This window comes from Streptomyces purpurascens, from assembly GCF_045040895.1.
Classification (GTDB): Bacteria; Actinomycetota; Actinomycetes; order Streptomycetales; family Streptomycetaceae; genus Streptomyces; species Streptomyces purpurascens.
This window is the reverse complement of sequence record NZ_CP108341.1, coordinates 5269288-5288952: the sequence shown is the minus strand read 5'-3', so window position 1 is coordinate 5288952 and position 19665 is coordinate 5269288. Positions and strand designations below refer to the sequence as shown.

Below are 19665 nucleotides of genomic sequence, written 5' to 3'. Positions count from 1 at the left end.
CGCAGCGCCTGACGGCCCCCGCCTGGGCCTACGCTGAACATATGAGCAACCAGAGCGGACGCGGGCGCGTGGCGGGCCTACCGGAATGGGACCGCTGCGCGGTCATGGGAGTCGTGAACGTCACCCCCGACTCCTTCTCCGACGGCGGCCGCTTCTTCGACACCACGGCCGCCGTCAAACACGGCCTCGACCTGGTCACCGAGGGCGCGGACCTGGTCGACGTCGGCGGCGAGTCGACCCGCCCCGGCGCCGCCCGGGTGGACGAGGCCGAGGAACTGCGCCGCGTCATCCCCGTCGTCCGCGGCCTGGCCTCCGAGGGCGTCACCGTCTCCGTCGACACCATGCGCGCCTCCGTGGCCGAACGGGCCCTCGCGGCGGGCGCCGCCCTCGTCAACGACGTCAGCGGCGGCCTCGCCGACCCCCGCATGATCCCGGCCGTCGCCGACGCCGGCGCCCCCTTCGTCGTCATGCACTGGCGCGGCTTCCTCCAGGGCGGCAACGTCAAGGGCGAGTACGCCGACGTCGTCAGCGAGGTCGTGGACGAGCTGCACACGCGCGTGGAGGCCGTCCTCGCCGGCGGCATCGCCCCCGACCGCGTCGTCGTCGACCCCGGGCTCGGCTTCTCCAAGGACGCCGAGCACGACCTCGCGCTCCTCGCGAGCCTCGACCGGGTCCTCCGCCTCGGCCACCCGCTGCTCGTCGCCGCCTCCCGCAAGCGCTTCCTCGGCCGGGTCCTGGCCGGCCCCGACGGCCCGCCCCCGCCCGCACGCGAACGCGACGCGGCCACCGCCGCCGTCTCCGCGCTCGCGGCGCACGCCGGCGCCTGGGCCGTACGCGTGCACGAGGTACGCGCCACGGCCGACGCGGTACGGGTCGCCCACGCCATCGAAGGGGCGCGTACCTCGGGCACCGGCGCAGAAGGAGCCCGGTGAGCGCCCCGCACACCGACGTCGAACAGGTCGAGGCCGCCAACACCGCCTTCTACGAGGCACTGGAACGAGGCGACTTCGAGGTACTGGCGTCGCTCTGGCTGACCCCCTCCGACCTGGGCGTCGACGAGTCCTACCACGACCCGGCCGACACCGGCGTGGTCTCCTGCGTGCACCCCGGCTGGCCCGTGCTCACCGGTCGCGGCGAGGTCCTCCGGTCGTACGCGCTGATCATGGCGAACACCGACTACATCCAGTTCTTCCTGACCGATGTGCACGTCTCGGTCACCGGCGACACGGCCCTGGTGAACTGCACGGAGAACATCCTCAGCGGCGGCCCCGCCCCCGAGGGCGACGAGGAGCTCGGCCCGCTCGTCGGCCAGCTCGTGGTCGCCACCAACGTGTTCCGGCGCACGCCCCAGGGGTGGAAACTCTGGTCGCACCACGCTTCCCCCGTTCTGGCCGAAACCGACGAGGACGAGGGCGAAGAGACCCCCTCCTGAGTGGGTAGGCGCCTCACAAGGGCCGGACCGGGACGACGACGTGGTTGGAATCACGGACCCCCGGGTATGGGCGGCTACCAACCCATGAGCCGCCGGGTTCGCCAGGGGAAACGCTGGATGAATCCTGCCCGGCCCGGTCCGGGCGCCGACCCCCGTGGCCCGGCCCCGCCCGGGCTCGCAGGTAGATTCGACTGAGGCCGGTGTGCCGCCCGCACACGGCACGGACCGGCCGTGACCGACGATTGCAGGAGTGATTCGCGTGGATCGTGTCGCGCTGCGCGGCCTGAAGGCCCGTGGGCACCACGGTGTGTTCCCCGAGGAACGCAGGGAGGGCCAGACCTTCGTCGTGGACCTCGTCCTCGGCCTGGACACCCGACCGGCCGCGGCCGACGACGACCTGGCGAAGACCGTGCACTACGGCATCGTGGCCGAGGAGGTCGTGGCCGTCGTCGAGGGCGAGCCCGTCAACCTCATCGAGACGCTCGCCGAGCGCATAGCCCAGGTATGTCTGAAGCACGAGGGGGTCGAGGAGGTCGAGGTACGCGTCCACAAGCCGGACGCCCCGATCACGGTCCCCTTCGACGACGTGACCGTCACCATCACCCGGAGCCGAGTATGACTGCACCCTTCCTCAAGGGTCCCAGCGACCCGACCGTACAGCCGGTACCCGCCTCCGTCGTCGACAAGGTCGACGCCGCCGACACCACGCTCAGCAATCCGAAATGGGCCGTGGTCGCCCTCGGCTCCAACCTCGGCAACCGCCTGGAGACCCTCCAGGGAGCCGTCGACGCCCTCGAGGACACGCCCGGCCTGCGCATCAAGGGCGTCTCCCCGGTCTACGAGACCGAGCCCTGGGGCGTGGACCCCGGCAGCCAGCCCGCCTACTTCAACGCGGTCGTCGTCCTGAAGACCACCCTGCCGCCGTCCTCGCTCCTGGAGCGCGCGCACGCGGTCGAGGAGGCCTTCCACCGCGTCCGGGACGAGCACTGGGGCCCCCGCACCCTGGACGTCGACATCGTGTCCTACGCCGATGTCGTCTCCGACGACCCGCAGCTCACCCTCCCCCACCCCCGCGCCCACGAGCGCGCCTTCGTCCTGGCTCCCTGGCACGACCTCGACCCGGAGGCGCAGCTGCCGGGACGCGGCCCGGTCGCCGGTCTGCTGGACGCCGTCACCCGGGACGGCGTGGCGCCCCGCAAGGACCTGGAACTCCGGCTGCCCGAGTAGCCGTTAAGGTCAAGACGGCCGCGGAACGGGGCCACCGCCGGGGGAACTGAAGGGACACCGTGAGAGAGCTGCGCATCAGGGTGCTGGTCGGCGTTTTCGTCGTGGCCGGGGTGCTGTCCTGGGCCGGGGCCCGCCTGTGGAACTCGGTCGGCACCCTCCCCAGCGTCCCCCTGGCCGCCCCCATCGTCCTCGCCGTGATCGCCGTGGTCCTGCTGGCCACGGCGCTCTCGCTCCGCGCCCGGCTGAAGGCCCAGCGCGAGCGGCAGCCCGACGCCAAGGGCGTCGACCCCATGATGGCGGCCCGCGCGGTCGTTTTCGGCCATGCCAGCGCCCTGGTCGCCGCCCTCGTCTCCGGCATGTACGGCGGCACCGGCGTCTTCCTGCTGGAGTCCCTCGACATCCCCGCCCGCCGCGACCAGGCCATCTACGCCGGCTTCTCCGTCGTCGCGGGCATCGCCGTCATAGCGGCCGCCATCTTCCTGGAGCGCGTCTGCAAACTCCCGGAGGACGACGAACACGACGGCACGGGCGCGGCCCCGACGACCTGACGCCCGGCGTCAGCGCGCCATGATGAGGCTCATCGCCTCGTTCCGCGTCGCCGCGTCCCGCAGCTGCCCCCGCACGGCCGACGTCAGCGTCTTCGCGCCGGGCTTGCGGATCCCGCGCATCGACATGCACATGTGCTCGCACTCCACGACCACGATGACCCCGCGCGGCTCCAGAATCTCCATCAGCGAGTCCGCGATCTGAGTGGTGAGTCGTTCCTGCACCTGCGGGCGCCGGGCGTAGACGTCCACGAGCCGGGCCAGCTTGGACAGCCCGGTGATCTTGCCGCTGGTGGCCGGGATGTACCCGACATGGGCGACGCCCCGGAACGGTACGAGATGGTGTTCACAGGTGCTGTACACCTCGATGTCCTTCACGAGCACCAGCTCGTCGTGCCCGATGTCGAACGTCGTCGTCAGCACGTCCTCCGGCTTCTGCCACAGCCCGCCGAATATCTCCTTGTACGCCCGCGCGACCCGCGCCGGGGTCTCCCGAAGGCCCTCGCGGTCGGGGTCCTCGCCGACCGCGATCAGCAGTTCCCGAACGGCGTTCTCGGCTCTCTTCTCGTCGAATTCGCCGAGCTGGCCCTCGCCGGCCAGCGTCACGGGGTCGGTCATCTGGGTGCCTCGTTCCTGTGTTCTTCAGGGGGCGGCCTGCGGAAATGGCGAAAAGCCGCGCCCCCCAGGCTAAAACCTGGGGGGCGCGGCATCCATTCCGGGCCCGGGGGCCGCCGGGAGAGCGGTGATCAGCTCTCGGGGCGGTCCTCCGGGGTGCGCTCGGGCGCCGGGGCGGGCTCCGCCGCGGTGCTCTTCGCGGTGGTGATCGCCGGCGTCGCGCCGTTCGTCCCGTTCGTCAGGGCCAGCTCCTTGGGGGAGAGGACCGGCGGGCGGGTGGACGGCGTACGACGGGAGGAACCCGTCCAGGCGGGCCGCGGCGGGCGCTTGACGATCGGTGCGAAGATCTCAGCGATCTCCTCCTTGCCCAGCGTCTCCTTCTCGAGGAGGGCCAGGACCAGGTTGTCGAGCACGTCGCGGTTCTCGACCAGGATCTCCCACGCCTCGTTGTGCGCGGTCTCGATGAGCTTCTTGACCTCTTCGTCGACCAGCGCGGCGACCTCTTCCGAGTAGTCGCGCTGGTGAGACATCTCACGCCCGAGGAACGGCTCGGTGTTGTCGCCACCGAACTTGATCGCGCCGAGACGCTCGGTCATGCCGTACTGCGTGACCATCGCGCGGGCCAGACCGGTGGCCTTCTCGATGTCGTTGGCGGCACCCGTCGTCGGGTCGTGGAAGACGAGCTCCTCGGCCGCGCGGCCGCCCAGCATGTAGGCCAGCTGGTCGAGCATCTCGTTGCGCGTGGTCGAGTACTTGTCCTCGTCCGGCAGCACCATCGTGTAGCCGAGGGCCCGGCCTCTCGACAGGATCGTGATCTTGTGGACGGGATCGGAGTTGGGTGAGGCCGCCGCGACCAGGGCGTGACCGCCCTCGTGGTACGCGGTGATCTTCTTCTCCTTGTCCGACATGATCCGGGTCCGCTTCTGCGGGCCCGCGACCACACGGTCGATCGCCTCGTCCAGCATGTGGTTGTCGATCAGCTTCTGGTCGCTGCGGGCCGTCAGCAGGGCGGCCTCGTTCAGCACGTTGGCGAGATCGGCACCCGTCATGCCGGGCGTACGGCGGGAGACCGCCGACAGGTCGACGTCGGGCGCGACCGGCTTGCCCTTCTGGTGGACCTTGAGGATCTCCAGACGGCCCTGCATGTCCGGGCGGTCGACCGCGATCTGGCGGTCGAAGCGGCCGGGGCGCAGGAGGGCCGGGTCGAGGATGTCCGGGCGGTTCGTGGCGGCGATCAGGATGACGCCGCCCTTGACGTCGAAGCCGTCCATCTCGACGAGCAGCTGGTTCAGGGTCTGCTCGCGCTCGTCGTGGCCACCGCCGAGGCCGGCGCCGCGGTGGCGGCCGACCGCGTCGATCTCGTCGACGAAGACGATCGCGGGGGCGTTCGCCTTGGCCTGCTCGAACAGGTCACGGACTCGGGAGGCACCGACACCGACGAACATCTCGACGAAGTCGGATCCGGAGATCGAGTAGAACGGCACGCCCGCCTCGCCCGCGACGGCACGCGCGAGCAGGGTCTTGCCGGTACCGGGCGGGCCGTACAGCAGCACGCCCTTGGGAATCTTGGCGCCGACGGCCTGGAACTTGGCCGGCTCCTGGAGGAATTCCTTGATCTCGTGGAGTTCCTCGACGGCCTCGTCCGAGCCGGCGACGTCCGAGAACGTCGTCTTCGGGGTGTCCTTGGTGATGAGCTTGGCCTTGGACTTCCCGAAGTTCATGACCCGGGAGCCGCCGCCCTGCATCTGATTCATCAGGAACAGGAAGACGACGACGATGAGGACGAAGGGGAGCAGCGAGAGCAGGATCCCGACGAACGGGTTCTGCTTGGAGGGAGAGACCGTGTAGCCGTCCGGGATCTGCTTGTCCTGGAACTTGGCCTGGAGCGTGTTGGCAATCGTCACGCCCTGGTCACCGATGTAGCTCGCCTGGATCTTCGAGCTGCCCTCGATCTTTACGCCGTTCTTGAGCTCGGCCTTGATGGTCTGCTCGTCGCCGGTGGTCAGCTTGGCCGAATCGACCTTGTTGTCATTGATCGCCTGGACGACCTGGCCGGTGTCCACCGTCTTGTAGCCGCCGGACGAGCCGACGACCTGCATCAACACGACCACGGCAAGGACGGCCAGCACGATCCACATGACCGGCCCACGGAAGTATCGCTTCACGTCCATCCATACGGAGCGGTGCCGCCCCGTCCCTCCTGCCATAGTGAGTTTGATAAAGACTGTTCTTCGGACGGTACCCCAGCATTGTCACCTGAAGCTGCGCGGGACGACTGGCGATCCGTCTACGCATGCTCCAACGGCGGGAAGTCCGCTGGGGTTCCCGATCACCGTCACGGCACCCCGGCCGGGATTCAGCCGCCGTACACGTGGGGCGCGAGCGTACCGACGAACGGGAGGTTGCGGTACTTCTCGGCGTAGTCCAGGCCGTAGCCGACGACGAATTCGTTGGGGATGTCGAATCCGACCCATTCCACGTCGATGGCGACCTTCGCGGCCTCGGGCTTGCGCAGCAGGGTGCACACCTTGAGGGAGGCGGGCTCGCGCGAGCCGAGGTTGGAGAGCAGCCAGGACAGGGTCAGGCCGGAGTCGATGATGTCTTCGACGATGAGGACGTGCTTGCCCTTGATGTCGGTGTCGAGGTCCTTGAGGATCCGCACCACACCGGAGGACTGGGTGCCCGCCCCGTACGAGGATACGGCCATCCAGTCCATGGTGAGGGGGGTGGACAGCGCCCGGGCGAGATCGGCCATGACCATCACCGCGCCCTTGAGGACTCCGACGATCAGCAGGTCCTTGCCCGCGTACTCCGCGTCGATCTTCGCGGCCAGCTCTGCGAGCTTGGCGTCGATCTCTTCCTTGGTGATGAGTACCTGTTGAAGGTCGGCACCCATGTCTTTCGCGTCCACCCGCATCACTTTCGGTCGTCCCACCGGCTGAGCGGCCCCTCCATCGACTGCCCGGAGGGGTCGTGGTTCAGCCTTGCCGAATCACCAGTCTGCCACCCTGCCGCTGGGCCACGACCTTGCCGGGGAGGTTGATGGCTCCCTGACCGCGCCAGCCGGTGATGAGCCGGTCGACTTCTTCGATGTGGCGGGCGAACAGCGAGCCGGCCGGCGCACCGGCCGCGATGGCGGCCCGGCGCAGGATGCGGCGGCGTACGGCGGGGGGCAGGGCGTAGAGCTTCGCGCACTCCAGCACCCCGGTGGCGTCGCGGACGGTGGACTCGGCCCGACTGGCCCAGCCGTCGAGGGCGTCGGCGTCGTCGCGGGAGAGCTGTGCCGTACGGGCGAGGGCCTCGACGACGCCCTTGCCGAGGGCCTTCTCCAGGGCGGGCAGGCCTTCGTGGCGCAGCCGGGAGCGGGTGTAGGCCGGGTCGGCGTTGTGAGGGTCGTCCCAGACGGGCAGGGACTGGACCATGCAGGCCTTGCGGGCGGTCTGCCGGTCGAGTTCCAGGAAGGGGCGCCGGTAACGGCCGCCGGCCCCCGAGACCGCGGCCATGCCGGACAGGGAGCGGATGCCGGAGCCCCGGGCGAGGCCCAGGAGGACGGTTTCGGCCTGGTCGTCGCGGGTGTGGCCGAGCAGGACCGCGGTGGCGCCGTGGCGTTCGGCCGCGGTGTCGAGTGCGGCGTAGCGGGCGTCGCGGGCGGCGGCTTCGGGCCCACCGGTGCGGCCGACGGTCACGGCGACGGAGTCGACGGGGTCGAGGCCGAGTTCGCGCAGGCGCTGGACGACTTCCGCGGCGCGGGCGTCGGAGCCGGGCTGGAGGCCGTGGTCGACGGTCACCCCGCCGGCTCTGATGCCGAGTTTGGGGGACTCGAAGGCGAGGGCTGAGGCGAGGGCCATGGAGTCGGCGCCGCCGGAGCATGCCACGAGCACGAGCGGCGGGGGCGGCGGCTCGTGCGAGGGGGCGTGCCGGAGTGCGGCGGTGGTGCTGTGGTGTTCGGTGAGGAGGTCGTGGAGGACGCGGCGGACCGCCAGGCGTATCGCCGCGACCGCAGGATGGGGACCCATGTCCGGTTCCCTTCATGAAGTTGTCGGGGGGTGAGCCCGAGGTTCGGTCACGCAGAGTGTGTAGATGGTGACAGAACCGGGCCGTTCCCCGAGCATTGCACGCCTACCCCTGCCTCACGGTCCCTCGGACGGGTGATTGGAGGGGCGTTCGCCTGTCGTCGACCGGATTCCTTTCACGACCTTCCCGCGTTGTTCACTACTCGGTCCTGCGATGCACCCGCGCGATCCAGTCCGCCGGTTTGGCGATCTCCGTCTTGGTGGGGAGGGTGTTGGGCGAGGTCCACACACGGTTGAAGCCGTCCATGCCGACCTCGTCGACGACGGCCCGCACGAAGCGTTCGCCGTCGCGGTACTGGCGGAGCTTGGCGTCCAGGCCGAGGAGCTTGCGCAGGGCCATGTCCAGGCGGGAGGCGCCCTTGGCGCGGCGCTGCTGGAACTTCTCGCGGATCTCTCCGACGGTCGGTACGACGTCCGGGCCGACGCCGTCCATCACGAAGTCGGCGTGGCCCTCCAGCAGGGACATCACCGCGGTGAGGCGGCCGAGGATCTCCCGCTGGGCGGGGGTCTGCACGATCTCGACGAGGGAGCGGCCGCCGTCGTCCTCCTCGGCCTCGGGGCGGCCCCCGGCGAGGGTCTGGGCGGCTTCGCGTACGCGTTCCAGGACGGTCATGGGGTCGACGTCGGTCTCGCCCAGGAAGGACTGGATCTCACCCTCGAGGTGGTCCCGGAGCCAGGGCACGGCGGTGAACTGGGTGCGGTGGGTCTCCTCGTGGAGGCACACCCAGAGGCGGAAGTCGTGGGGGTCGACGTCGAGTTCGCGCTCCACGTGCACGATGTTCGGGGCGACGAGCAGGAGTCGGCCGCCGCCGTTCTGCGCGGCCGGGAGCCGGCTGGTGGCGGGGGCGAAGGTCTCGTACTGGCCGAGGACGCGGGAGGCCAGGAAGGACAGCAGCATGCCGAGTTCCACGCCGGTGACCTTGCCGCCGACCGCGCTCATCACCGCGCCGCCGGGGGTGTTGCCGCGCCGGTCCTGCATCTTGTCGAGCAGGGGCTTGAGGAGTTCCCGGAAGCCGGCGACGTTCGCGCGGATCCAGCCGGGGCGGTCGACGACGAGGACGGGGGTGTCGTGGCCCTCCTCGGTGCCCAGGCGGGTGAAGCCGCGGACGTGTTCCTCCGAGGCCTTGGCGTGCCGGCGCAGTTCCGCGACGACGGCGCGGGCCTCGTCCCGGCTGACGTCGGGGCCCGGCCGTACGAGCCGGGTCGCGGTCGCGACCGCGAGATTCCAGTCGACCATGCCGGTTGAAGCACCACCGATGCTCGTCATGCGTCAACCGTACGTGAGCGCTGGCCGCTGGGGCAGGGCGGCGAGGGTGGGTGACGCCGGGGTCCGTTTTCAGGTACTCGGCGTTTGCGGGGTCGGCTGACGCCGGGGTTGCTCGGCCGGTGCTGGGCGTTGTCGGCTGTGCCCACCCGTTCCGCCCATGGGGGTACCTCCCAGGCCCTTGAGGCACTGGGGGAGGAACGACTGCCCACAGCGGGGCGGAACGGGTGGGCACAGGCGGGCGGGGGTGGTTAGCGGCAGCCGCATTCCGCCAGGGTCGTCGCCGCTCTGTCCAGGGCCTTCTGGGCTGCCTCCGGGTTGGTCGTGTCGTTGGCCATGAACGCGAAGGCCAGGAGGCGGCCGTCCTGGTCGACCAGGGTGCCGGCGAGGGTGTTGACGCCGGTCAGGGTGCCGGTCTTGGCGCGTACGACGCCGGCTGCTCCGTCCGTGTAACGGCTGGTCAGGGTGCCGGTGAAGCCGGCGATGGGGAGGCCGGTGAGAGCGGGGCGGAGTTCGGGGCGGTCGGGGTCGGCCGCCTCGGCCAGGAGGGCGGTGAGGAGGTCCGCCGTCAGCCGGTCGGCGCGGTCCAGGCCGCTGCCGTCCTTGAAGGCGGCGCCCTTCAGGGGGAGGCCGAGCTCGCGCAGTTGCGCGCTGACCGCCCGGTCGGCGCCGGCGAAGTCGGCGCGGTCGCCGGTCGCGAGGGCCGTCTGGCGGGCGAGGGCCTCGGCGATGTCGTTGTCGCTGTTGGTCAGCATGCGTTCGACGAGGGCCGACAGCGGGGGCGAGGAGACCGTGGCGAGGGTCTTGGCCCGGGTGGTGGCCTTGGACGGGCCGGGGGCCGTGGTCTCGATGCCGTGGGACTTCAGGAGGTCCCCGAACCGGCGGGCCGCGTCGGCCGCGGGGTCGGGGACACGGGTGACCGGGCCGCTCGTCGAGTCGTCGGTGCGGCCCTCGTCGGCCATCAGGGGGCTGACGGGGGCGAGGTTGGGGTTGACCCCGATCGGGTGCTTTTCGTCGCCCGCGTAGAGGGTCGTGTCGTAGGAGAGCGTCACCTCGCGGACGCCCCGTTCGGCGAGTGCGCCGGCCGTCTCGGCGGCCAGGGTGCGCAGGCTCGCCCAGCCCCCGTCGTCCTCGTGGGCCGTGAGCGTGGGGTCGCCGCCGCCGACCAGGACGACTTCCTTCGTGTCGGGTTCCAGCGCGGCGCGGGTGGTGATGCGGTGGTCGGCGCCCAGGGCGGACAGCGCGGCGACGGCCGTGGCGATCTTCGTCGTCGAGGCCGGGGTGAGCGCGGCGTCCGAGCCCGTGCCGTACAGGCGCCTGCCGCTCGTGACGTCCACGACCGCCGCGGCGGGCCGGGGTCCGAGCGCCGGGTCCTCCAGCAGGGGCGTGAGGGCGTTGGCGAGGGCCTTGCCGTCAGGGGCGGACCTCACCTTGCTGATGCCGCCGAGGCCGGTCAGCACCGGGGCGGCGCTGGGAGCGGGCCGGGGCCGGCCGGGGGCGCCGGAGGTGCCGCCGTGATCTGTGCCACCCGGGCGGTTCAGGGCGGCGGCCCGGTCCCGCTCGGCCGTACGCTGACCCGAGGAGTCCCAGGGACCGGCGGCGGTCACCACACCGGCGGCCAGTGCGAGACCGGCGGTGGCGGCACCCGCGGTGTACTGCCAGGTCTTCGGCCGCGTGAGCCGCGCGACCTGCGGTTTCCCGGCCCGTGCAAGCCGCGCGACCCGCGGTTTCGCGGCCGCGGCGGCCCGGGCCAGGCGCGGTCGTACGGCACCCGCGATCCGCACCACGTGCGGTCTCGCGGACCGCCAAGGCCTCAGCTCTGGCACGAACACCAGCCCCTTTCGCGATCACACACCTGCGTGAGGGACACTTAACCACCAGAACTATGTGTTGATCATGGAGGAGCCACCGGTGGAGTTCGACGTCACGATCGAGATTCCGAAGGGTTCGCGCAACAAGTACGAGGTGGACCACGAGACCGGTCGTATCCGCCTGGACCGGCGACTCTTCACCTCGACCGCCTACCCGACCGACTACGGCTTCGTCGAGAACACCCTCGGCGAGGACGGCGACCCGCTGGACGCGCTGGTCATCCTGGACGAGCCGACCTTCCCGGGCTGTCTCATCAAGTGCCGCGCGATCGGTATGTTCCGCATGACGGACGAGGCCGGTGGCGACGACAAGCTGCTGTGCGTGCCGGCGACGGACCCGCGTGTGGAGCACCTGCGGGACATCCACCACGTGTCGGAGTTCGACCGCCTGGAGATCCAGCACTTCTTCGAGGTCTACAAGGACCTGGAGCCCGGCAAGTCGGTCGAGGGCGCCGACTGGGTGGGCCGTACGGACGCCGAGGTCGAGATCGAGCGGTCCTACAAGCGTTTCAAGGAGCAGGGCGGGCACTGACCCTTCCTGATGCTCTTGGGCCGCACGCCTGCGCGTGCGGCCCGTTCGTCCGTTTGTGCGCATACTGAAGCTGTGGGGGGTACGAGGCTGACGTGTCGTACAGGGAGCGCCAGGCAGTGACGGACGCGGAGGACCGCAAGCCGAAGTCGGACGAGGCGAGGAGTGTGTTCCGGCCTCCCTCCGGGCCCGTCGTCGACGGGGACATGTCGACGACGTCGGAGTTCGCGATCCCGGACGGGCTCGCTCTCCACCGGACGACCGGTGCGGAGCCCGAGACGACCTCCGAGTTCACCGTGCCGGACGGGCTGGACGTCGCGCAGGCTCCCTCGGTGGACGAGGAGGGGTCGGCGTTCACGCCGCCCAGCACGTACAGCGCGAAGCACGCTCTGTCCGCGTTCACCCCGCCGAGCGGGATCCCCGTGGTCAGTCTGACCAAGGACGTGCCCTGGCAGGACCGGATGCGCACCATGCTGCGCATGCCGGTGGCGGAGCGGCCGGCGCCGGAACCGAGCCAGCGCGGCAGCGACGAGGCGGGGCCCGCCGTGCCGCGCGTGCTCGACCTGACGCTGCGTATCGGCGAGTTGCTGCTGGCGGGCGGTGAGGGCGCCGAGGACGTGGAGGCGGCCATGTTCGCCGTCTGCCGGTCGTACGGACTCGACCGCTGCGAGCCGAACGTCACCTTCACGCTGCTGGCGATCTCCTACCAGCCGTCGCTCGTCGACGACCCGGTCACGGCGTCGCGGACCGTGCGCCGCAGAGGCACCGACTACACACGGCTGGCGGCCGTGTACCAGCTGGTGGACGACCTCAGTGACGACGAGACGGCGGTCTCCCTGGAGGAGGCCTACCGGCGGCTGGCGGAGATCCGGCGTAACCGGCACCCCTACCCCGGCTGGGCGCTGACCGGCGCGAGCGGGCTGCTGGCCGGTGCGGCCTCCGTGCTCGTCGGCGGTGATCTGCTCGTGTTCGTCGCGGCCGCGCTCGGCGCGATGCTCGGTGACCGGCTGGCGTGGCTGTGCGCGGGGCGTGGGCTGCCGGAGTTCTACCAGTTCACGGTGGCCGCGATGCCGCCGGCCGCGATCGGGGTCACGCTGACGCTCGTCCACGTGGATGTGAACGCCTCAGCGGTCATCACCGGTGGGCTGTTCGCGCTGCTGCCCGGGCGGGCGCTGGTGGCGGGGGTGCAGGACGGGCTGACCGGCTTCTACATCACCGCGTCGGCGCGTCTGCTGGAGGTTCTGTACTTCTTCGTGGGCATCGTCGCGGGTGTGCTGCTGGTGCTGTACTTCGGTGTGCAGCTGGGAGCGCGGCTGAACCCCGACGCGGCGCTCGGGGTCTCCGACGAGCCGGTGCTGCTGATCGGGGCGTCGATGCTGCTGTCGCTGGCGTTCGCCGTGCTGCTTCAGCAGGAACGATCCACCGTGGTGTGGGTGACGCTGAACGGCGGTGTCGCGTGGATCGTGTACGGCGCGATGCACTATGCCGGGGAGATCTCGCCGGTGGCCTCGACGGCCGCGGCCGCGGGGCTGGTGGGGTTGTTCGGGCAGTTGCTGTCGCGGTATCAGTTCGCTTCGGCTCTGCCGTACACGACCGCGGCGATCGGGCCGTTGCTGCCGGGTTCCGCGACGTACTTCGGACTGCTGGCGATCGCGCAGAACGAGATCGACGAGGGGCTGGTGTCGCTGTCCAAGGCGGTGGCGCTGGCCATGGCCATCGCCATCGGGGTGAATCTGGGGTCCGAGATCTCGCGGATGTTCCTGCGGATCGGGTCTGCGGAGAAGCGGCGGGCCGCCAAGCGGACCAGGGGCTTTTAGTGCCCTTTGCCTAGAGGGTCGGGGCTTCCTGTCCGCTGGCGGCCGCGGGCCGGTGGGGGTTGTTCGCGCAGTTCCCCGCGCCCCCAAGAAGAGCAGCCCCGGTTCAGTAGCCCCCGTTGTAGGGCTGCTGGTTCCCCTGCTGGCTGCCGTACTGCTGCTGCTGGCCGTAGCCCGGGGCCTGGGGGTACTGGTTGTAGTACTGCTGGTCGTTGTAGCCGTTCTGGTCGCCGTGGGGCTGCTGGTGCGGGGGCTGGTCGTCCGGGGTGATGCGGCGGAGCTGGGTCGTGGCGTCGTCCATGGCGGGCAGCTGGGACTGGGGGGCCGGGGCCGTGGCCGCCGCGCGCTTCTTCTTCGAGCGCTCGCGCAGGTACTCGATGATGATCGGGACGACGGAGAGCAGGACGATCAGGATGAGGATCGACTCGACGTTCTTCTTGATGAAGCCGATCTGGCCGAGCCAGTAGCCCGCGAGGGTGACGCCGGTGCCCCAGGCGATGCCGCCGATCACGTTGTACGTGAGGAACGTGCGGTACTTCATGCGGCCGGCGCCGGCCACGATGGGGGCGAAGGTGCGCACGATCGGGACGAAGCGGGCCAGGACGATCGCCTTGGGGCCGAACTTCTCCATGAACTCGTGGGCCTTGTCCAGGTTCTCCTGCTTGAAGAGCTTGGAGTTGGGCCGGTTGAAGAGCTTCGGGCCCAGGAACTTGCCGATCATGTAGCCCACTTGGTCACCGACGACGGCGGCGATCACGATCAGCGTGCAGACCAGCCACAGCGGCTGGGTGATGTAGGTGCCCTCGGCCACGAAGAGGCCGGCCGTGAACAGCAGGGAGTCGCCGGGCAGGAACGCGAAGAGCCCGGACTCCGCGAAGACGATGAGCAGGATGCCGGGCAGGCTGAACGTGGAGATCAGGTAGTCCGGGCTGAGCCACTCGGGGCCGAGCGCAAGCGTGGTCACGGGGATGTGGCTCCTGCTGCTGGGGGGATACGGGCTGGGGCTGACTGCCTCAAAGTATCAACGCGGCCGTCATGGCCCAGGTTCCATGGGCGTACTCAGGATGCACTGTGGGCGGTCCCGGTCAAAGCTGTGAACCATGGGCATCGACGAATACGGCGGCGGACAGGGCCCTCAGCCCGACATCCTCGTCGTCACCACGAACGACCTACCCGGCTACCGCGTGCAGGAGGTGCTCGGCGAGGTCTTCGGCCTGACCGTGCGCTCCCGGCACCTGGGGAGCCAGATCGGCGCCGGGCTGAAGTCGATGGTCGGCGGTGAGCTGCGCGGGCTGACCAAGACACTCGTGCAGACCCGCAACCAGGCCATGGCGCGTCTCATCGAGCAGGCACGCGCGCGTGGCGCCAACGGCGTGCTCGCGTTCCGGTTCGACGTCACGGAGGCGGCCGACGTGGGCACCGAGGTGTGCGCCTACGGGACCGCGGTGGTCCTGGCCCGGGAGTGACCCGTACGGGGTCCCGGGCCAGGGGTCACGAGGTGTGCCGGGCGGCGTTCGCCAGGATCGCGTCGCGCAGGTACACCGCGAGGCCCGGGCGGATGGCGTCGTACGTCGCGGTGAACCGCGGGTCGGCGACGTACATCTCGCCCAGGCAGGTGTGCATCTCGTGCGAGCAGTCGTAGTACGTCCCGCCGATGAAGCGGCGGTGCTCCTCCGCCGTGTCCATGGCCGCCCCGGAGTCGGCCGGCGTGCCGTCGGCCATCAGGTCGGCCATGCGCCGGTGGATCGCGTCGAACCGCTCGGTGACGCGCTTCCAGTCCTCCTTGGTGTACGAGGCCGTGCGCCGCTGTGACTGCCGATAGGCGTCGGTGTCGCCCCAGCGCTCCCGCACCTCGTCCTCGTACTGCTCCGGGTCGAAGTCCCCGAAGACCTCGAACTTCTCCCCGGGGGTGAGATCGATGCCCATTCTGCGTGCCTCCATGGCGTGCTCCACGGCCGCCGCCATCTTGCTCAGCTTCTCGATCCGGGCGGTCAGCAGTTCGTGCTGCCGGCGCAGGTGTGCGCGCGGGTCCGCTTCCGGGTCGTCGAGCAGGGCGGCGACCTCGTCGAGGGGGAAGCCGAGCTCGCGGTAGAACAGGATCTGCTGCAGCCGGTCGAGGTCGGCGTCGCCGTAACGCCGGTGGCCCGCGTGGCTGCGTTCGCTCGGGACGAGCAGGCCGATGTCGTCGTAGTGATGCAGCGTGCGCACGGTGACACCGGCGAAGCCCGCGACCTGTCCCACGGAGTAGCTCACTTCCGCTCCCTTCTTCCTCCGTGCCGTTCTCGTGCTTCCTTTCGTGCTTCACGGTCGGGCCTCACGCCACGTGAGGTGCAAGCGTGTTTCCGATTTATCCCTGTTGATCCGTTTATCGTGTGCCCGTGGTCCAGGACTCCGCGCGGCAGGCGCCTTCCGTCACCCCCGCGACTCCCGCCCGTGCCCTGCTGCCGTCGATCCTGCCCGCCCTGGCCGTGGGCGTGATCTCCAGCCTGCTCCTGGTGGGGGTGGAGATCGCCGCCGAGCACCTCGAGGACGTGCTGTGGCAGACCGTGCCGGACGCGCTCGGGATCGGCCGGTACTCCGTGGCGTGGATGTTCGTGGTCCTCGTCGCGACCGGCATCGCGGTCGGTCTTGTGGTGTGGAAGGTGCCGGGTCACGCGGGCCCCGATCCGGCCACCCTCGGACTGGACGCCCCGGTCCTGCCTCCCCTCGTGCTGCCGGGGCTGCTGCTGGCGACCGCGCTGATGCTGGCCGGCGGGCCGAGCCTCGGCCCGGAGAACCCGATCATCGCCGCGAACGTCGGCCTGGCGGTCTGGCTGGGCGGCAAGGCCGTTCCACGGGCGCCGGGCCGGATGTGGCCGGCGCTGGCGGAGGCGGCGACGCTCGGCGCGCTGTTCGGCACGCCCGTGGCGGCGGCCCTCGTCATCTCCGAGGTGCTGGCCCGGGAAGAGACGCGCGGTCTGCTGTGGGACAACCTCTTCGCGCCGCTGATCTCCGCCGCGGCCGGAGCCCTGACAGCGAGCCTCATCGACCGCCCGAACTTCGACCTGGGCCTGCCCTCCTTGGGCCGGCCGGGCTGGTCGGACCTGCTGGCGGCGGTCGTGGTGGCCTGCGTCGGCGCGCTGCTCGGCATGTGCGCCGTGCGCGCGCTCCCCTATGTCCACGGGGCCTTTTGGCGGCTGCGGCACCCGATGCTGATGCTCCCGGCGGGCGGGATCGTGCTGGGCGGTCTCGCCGCCCTGGGCGGCCATCTGACGCTGTTCAAGGGGCTCGACGAGATCGCCGAGCTGGCGCACGACCCGGACGGCTGGTCGGCCGGGGAGTTCGCCGTCATGACGGTGGTGAAGCTGGCCGCGCTGGTCGTCGCCGCGTCCTGCGGGTTCCGCGGCGGGCGGATCTTCCCGGCCGTGTTCGTGGGCACCGCGCTCGGTCTGTGCGCGCATGCCCTGGTGTCCGGCGTGCAACCGTCGGTGGGGGTGTCCGCCGGTGTGCTCGGGGTGCTGCTGGCCATCACCCGGCAGGGCTGGATCAGCCTCTTCGTCGCCGCGGTGCTGGTCATGTCGCCGGGGATCCTCGTCCTGCTCTGCATCGCCTCACTGCCCGCCTGGCTGCTGGTCACGGGCCGTCCGCAGATGCAACTGCGGACGGACGGGACGCCGGTCCGATAACCCAACGATCCCTTTGGAGACTCCCTTGCCGCTCAACGAAGGCATCCGCCGGCCCGGCGAGCGCCGGCTGTCCGTCAACCCCTTCTACGGCCCCGCCAACCCGCTCGGCGACATGGCCGAGGCCCCGCCCACGCACCGGCTCCCGGACCAGCCCATCGCACCGGGGACCGCCCATCAACTGGTGCGCGACGAGCTGATGCTCGACGGCAACGCGCGGCTGAACCTCGCCACCTTCGTCACCACCTGGATGGAGCCGGAGGCCGGGCTGCTGATGGCGGAGTGCCGGGACAAGAACATGATCGACAAGGACGAGTACCCGCGCACGGCCGAGCTGGAGCGGCGGTGCGTGGCGATGCTCGCCGACCTGTGGCACGCGCCCGACCCGGAGACGGCCGTGGGGTGTTCGACGACCGGGTCGAGCGAGGCGTGCATGCTCGCCGGGATGGCGCTGAAGCGGCGCTGGACGCGGCGCAACGCCGACCGGTACCCGGCGGCCCGGCCGAACCTGGTGATGGGCGTGAACGTGCAGGTCTGCTGGGAGAAGTTCTGCAACTTCTGGGAGGTGGAGGCCCGGCTTGTGCCCATGGAGGGCGAGCGGTTCCATCTGGATCCGCAGGCCGCCGCCGAGATGTGCGACGAGAACACCATCGGGGTCGTGGGGATCCTGGGCTCCACCTTCGACGGGTCCTACGAGCCGGTCGCCGAGCTGTGCGCGGCGCTGGACGCGGTGCAGGAGCGGACCGGGCTCGACATCCCCGTGCACGTCGACGGGGCGTCCGGTGCCATGGTCGCGCCGTTCCTCGACGAGGACCTGGTGTGGGACTTCCGGCTGCCGAGGGTGGCGTCGATCAACACCTCGGGGCACAAGTACGGGCTGGTCTACCCGGGTGTCGGCTGGGCGCTGTGGCGGGACGCGGAGGCGCTGCCGGAGGAGCTGGTGTTCCGGGTGAACTACCTGGGCGGCGACATGCCGACCTTCGCGCTCAACTTCTCCCGGCCCGGCGCGCAGGTCGTGGCGCAGTACTACACGTTCCTGCGGCTGGGCCGGGACGGCTTCCGGGCCGTGCAGCAGGCCGCGCGGGACGTGGCCACGGGCATGGCCGGGCGGATCGAGGCGCTCGGCGACTTCCGGCTGCTGACCCGGGGCGACGAGCTGCCGGTGTTCGCCTTCACGACCGCGCCGGACGTGACGGCGTACGACGTCTTCGACGTCTCCCGGCGGCTGCGCGAGAGCGGCTGGCTGGTGCCCGCGTACACCTTCCCGCCGCACCGGGAGGACCTGTCCGTGCTGCGGGTGGTGTGCCGCAACGGCTTCTCCGCGGACCTCGCCGAGCTGCTCACCCAGGACCTGGAACGGCTGCTCCCGGAGCTGCGCCGGCAGCCGCGCCCCCTGATCCGGGACAAGACGGCGGCCACCGGGTTCCACCACTAGCGGGTGTCGTCCGGCAGCACCCCGACGAACGGGGCGCCCTCACCCGCGAAGGTGTAGGCGCCGCCGCGGATGCGTTCGATGAGGTCGCGGGTCCACTGCGCGCCCGTGTCGGCCGAGTGGACCCAGAAGTTCATGATCTCGCCGATGTGGCCGAGCTGCTGCGGGCCGTCCTCGGGCAGGTAGTCCTCGACGACGGTCGCGCGCCACTCCTCGATGGACCGCACTCGCTGTTCGAGGAGGCCCAGGGCCTCCTCGCGGCCGAGGTCCACCATGAAGCCGAGCCCGGTGGTGAGCACGTCCGGCTTCTGGTCGTAGGCGGTGAGCGACTGCCGGAGCAGCTTGAAGTACTCCTCGGTGCCCTGCTCGGTGATCTCGTACTCCGTGCGCGGCGGGCCCCCGGCCGTGGACGGGGCGATCTCGTGCGCCCGCAGCAGCCCTTGCTTCGCCATCTGCTTCAGGGCGTGGTAGATCGAGCCGGGCTTGGCGTTGGACCACTCGTGGGCGCCCCAGTACTCCAGGTCGCCCCGGACCTGGTAGCCGTGGGCCCGCCCGTGCTGGCGGACCGCGCCGAGCACGAGCAGGCGGATCGCTGACATGCCAACCAGGTTAGGACCCGGCCTCCGCCTGCTGTTCCGCGGCCACCAGCGCGAAGGCGGTCGCGCCGTCCAGTGACTCGCGGACGATGTCGGCGTGGCCGGCGTGCCGGGCCGTCTCGCGGATCAGGTGGAGGCACAGCCAGCGCATCGAGAGCCACTCGTCCTTCGGGTTCCAGGACGTCCTCGGCAGTTCGAAGGTGTCGTCGAGGCTGGGCACCGCACGGATGAACGCCTCCGTCTCGGCCGCCACCTTCTCGTAGTACGCGAGCTGCGACGTCACGTCCTCGTCGCCGACCAGCACGAAGCACTCGTGCCAGTTCGACTCGTCGCGGTGCACCGCCGGCGGCTCGCCCTTGGCCCGGGCGATCCAGCCCTGCTCGACCTCGGCGACATGCTTGAGCAGGCCGGCCAGGGACAGCTCGCTGGCGCTGGGGCGGGACGATGCCTGCTCCGCCGTCAGGCCGAGCAGGGCCCGCCGGATGCCGCCGCGCTGCTCGGCGATGAAGGACAGGAGCGCTCCGCGCTCGTCGCCGGGTGCCTCGGGTCCCACGTGCTTCACCATGGACGGCCGCCTCTCGTCGGTTGGCCTGCTGCCTGACAAG

Annotated in this window: 20 protein-coding genes; 10 read left to right on the top strand and 10 right to left on the bottom strand. The window is 70.8% G+C overall.

Annotated features, from left to right (window positions below; all coding sequences use genetic code 11):
- The first annotated feature begins 41 nt into the window (after positions 1 to 41).
- The 5 genes from folP (at position 42) to OHU35_RS24105 (ending at position 3207) form a co-directional block, all read left to right on the top strand.
- Positions 42 to 932 (top strand): dihydropteroate synthase, encoded by an 891-nt coding sequence (gene folP / locus OHU35_RS24125; protein ID WP_189725860.1) that lies wholly within the window; start codon positions 42 to 44, stop codon positions 930 to 932.
- Complete coding sequence (locus OHU35_RS24120; RefSeq protein WP_189725859.1) at positions 929 to 1432, top strand: nuclear transport factor 2 family protein; 504 nt, start codon at positions 929 to 931, stop codon at positions 1430 to 1432. The genes folP and OHU35_RS24120 overlap by 4 nt, the downstream gene beginning before the upstream one ends.
- A 259-nt stretch (positions 1433 to 1691) precedes the next feature.
- Positions 1692 to 2051 carry a dihydroneopterin aldolase gene (gene folB, locus OHU35_RS24115; RefSeq protein ID WP_184594766.1) on the top strand — a complete coding sequence of 120 codons (360 nt, stop codon included), beginning with the start codon at positions 1692 to 1694 and terminating at the stop codon, positions 2049 to 2051.
- Positions 2048 to 2659, top strand: coding sequence for a 2-amino-4-hydroxy-6-hydroxymethyldihydropteridine diphosphokinase (gene folK / locus OHU35_RS24110; protein ID WP_189725858.1), 612 nt, complete (start codon positions 2048 to 2050; stop codon positions 2657 to 2659). Before folB ends, folK begins: the two co-directional genes overlap by 4 nt.
- Before the next feature lie 59 nt (positions 2660 to 2718).
- Positions 2719 to 3207, top strand: a complete 489-nt coding sequence (locus OHU35_RS24105; protein WP_189725857.1) for a DUF3180 domain-containing protein — start codon at positions 2719 to 2721, stop codon at positions 3205 to 3207.
- A gap of 9 nt (positions 3208 to 3216) precedes the next feature.
- On the opposite strand, the gene folE is transcribed toward OHU35_RS24105, so the two are convergent.
- The 6 genes from folE to dacB all read right to left on the bottom strand — a co-directional run bounded on the left by folE (position 3217) and on the right by dacB (position 10988).
- Positions 3217 to 3822: a GTP cyclohydrolase I FolE gene (gene folE / locus OHU35_RS24100; protein WP_189725856.1), complete on the bottom strand. Its 606-nt coding sequence runs from the start codon at positions 3820 to 3822 to the stop codon at positions 3217 to 3219.
- Between the two features lie 128 nt (positions 3823 to 3950).
- On the bottom strand, positions 3951 to 5990 hold the full coding sequence (gene ftsH, locus OHU35_RS24095) for an ATP-dependent zinc metalloprotease FtsH (RefSeq protein ID WP_189725855.1): 2040 nt from the start codon (positions 5988 to 5990) through the stop codon (positions 3951 to 3953).
- A gap of 185 nt (positions 5991 to 6175) precedes the next feature.
- Entirely contained in the window at positions 6176 to 6736 is a 561-nt protein-coding gene (hpt, locus tag OHU35_RS24090; protein ID WP_184594965.1) for a hypoxanthine phosphoribosyltransferase, read from the bottom strand.
- A gap of 61 nt (positions 6737 to 6797) precedes the next feature.
- Entirely contained in the window at positions 6798 to 7835 is a 1038-nt protein-coding gene (gene tilS, locus OHU35_RS24085; RefSeq protein ID WP_189725854.1) for a tRNA lysidine(34) synthetase TilS, read from the bottom strand.
- Positions 7836 to 8031: 196 nt separating this feature from the next.
- The gene (locus OHU35_RS24080) at positions 8032 to 9159 is read right to left on the bottom strand and encodes a zinc-dependent metalloprotease (protein ID WP_189725853.1); all 1128 of its coding nucleotides are present in this window, start codon (positions 9157 to 9159) and stop codon (positions 8032 to 8034) included.
- A gap of 248 nt (positions 9160 to 9407) precedes the next feature.
- The gene (gene dacB / locus OHU35_RS24075) at positions 9408 to 10988 is read right to left on the bottom strand and encodes a D-alanyl-D-alanine carboxypeptidase/D-alanyl-D-alanine-endopeptidase (RefSeq protein WP_189725852.1); all 1581 of its coding nucleotides are present in this window, start codon (positions 10986 to 10988) and stop codon (positions 9408 to 9410) included.
- A gap of 79 nt (positions 10989 to 11067) precedes the next feature.
- On the opposite strand from dacB, the gene OHU35_RS24070 reads away from it, so the two are divergent.
- Together OHU35_RS24070 and OHU35_RS24065 are read left to right on the top strand one after the other, a co-directional pair.
- Positions 11068 to 11559: an inorganic diphosphatase gene (locus tag OHU35_RS24070; RefSeq protein WP_184594751.1), complete on the top strand. Its 492-nt coding sequence runs from the start codon at positions 11068 to 11070 to the stop codon at positions 11557 to 11559.
- A 116-nt stretch (positions 11560 to 11675) separates the two neighbouring features.
- On the top strand, positions 11676 to 13373 hold the full coding sequence (locus OHU35_RS24065; protein ID WP_189725851.1) for a threonine/serine exporter ThrE family protein: 1698 nt from the start codon (positions 11676 to 11678) through the stop codon (positions 13371 to 13373).
- 103 nt (positions 13374 to 13476) lie between these two features.
- Here OHU35_RS24065 and OHU35_RS24060 read toward each other — a convergent pair whose 3' ends face one another.
- On the bottom strand, positions 13477 to 14334 hold the full coding sequence (locus tag OHU35_RS24060; RefSeq protein WP_405506810.1) for a DedA family protein: 858 nt from the start codon (positions 14332 to 14334) through the stop codon (positions 13477 to 13479).
- A gap of 136 nt (positions 14335 to 14470) precedes the next feature.
- On the opposite strand from OHU35_RS24060, the gene OHU35_RS24055 reads away from it, so the two are divergent.
- The gene (locus OHU35_RS24055) at positions 14471 to 14836 is read left to right on the top strand and encodes a YbjQ family protein (RefSeq protein WP_189725849.1); all 366 of its coding nucleotides are present in this window, start codon (positions 14471 to 14473) and stop codon (positions 14834 to 14836) included.
- A gap of 25 nt (positions 14837 to 14861) precedes the next feature.
- On the opposite strand, the gene OHU35_RS24050 is transcribed toward OHU35_RS24055, so the two are convergent.
- A complete protein-coding gene (locus OHU35_RS24050) occupies positions 14862 to 15623 on the bottom strand; it encodes a MerR family transcriptional regulator (protein ID WP_405506808.1) in 762 nt (253 codons plus the stop codon).
- A gap of 125 nt (positions 15624 to 15748) precedes the next feature.
- Between OHU35_RS24050 and OHU35_RS24045 the strand changes: the two genes are divergently transcribed.
- Both OHU35_RS24045 and OHU35_RS24040 read left to right on the top strand, forming a co-directional pair.
- Positions 15749 to 17035 carry an ion channel protein gene (locus OHU35_RS24045; RefSeq protein ID WP_405506806.1) on the top strand — a complete coding sequence of 429 codons (1287 nt, stop codon included), beginning with the start codon at positions 15749 to 15751 and terminating at the stop codon, positions 17033 to 17035.
- Positions 17036 to 17060: 25 nt separating this feature from the next.
- Positions 17061 to 18467: a glutamate decarboxylase gene (locus OHU35_RS24040; RefSeq protein ID WP_405506804.1), complete on the top strand. Its 1407-nt coding sequence runs from the start codon at positions 17061 to 17063 to the stop codon at positions 18465 to 18467.
- Here the strand turns inward: OHU35_RS24040 and OHU35_RS24035 are convergent.
- Both OHU35_RS24035 and OHU35_RS24030 read right to left on the bottom strand, forming a co-directional pair.
- Positions 18464 to 19063 carry a PadR family transcriptional regulator gene (locus OHU35_RS24035; RefSeq protein ID WP_405506803.1) on the bottom strand — a complete coding sequence of 200 codons (600 nt, stop codon included), beginning with the start codon at positions 19061 to 19063 and terminating at the stop codon, positions 18464 to 18466. The genes OHU35_RS24040 and OHU35_RS24035 overlap by 4 nt on opposite strands.
- A 10-nt stretch (positions 19064 to 19073) precedes the next feature.
- The gene (locus OHU35_RS24030; RefSeq protein ID WP_405506801.1) at positions 19074 to 19625 is read right to left on the bottom strand and encodes a DinB family protein; all 552 of its coding nucleotides are present in this window, start codon (positions 19623 to 19625) and stop codon (positions 19074 to 19076) included.
- Between the last annotated feature and the right edge of the window lie 40 nt (positions 19626 to 19665).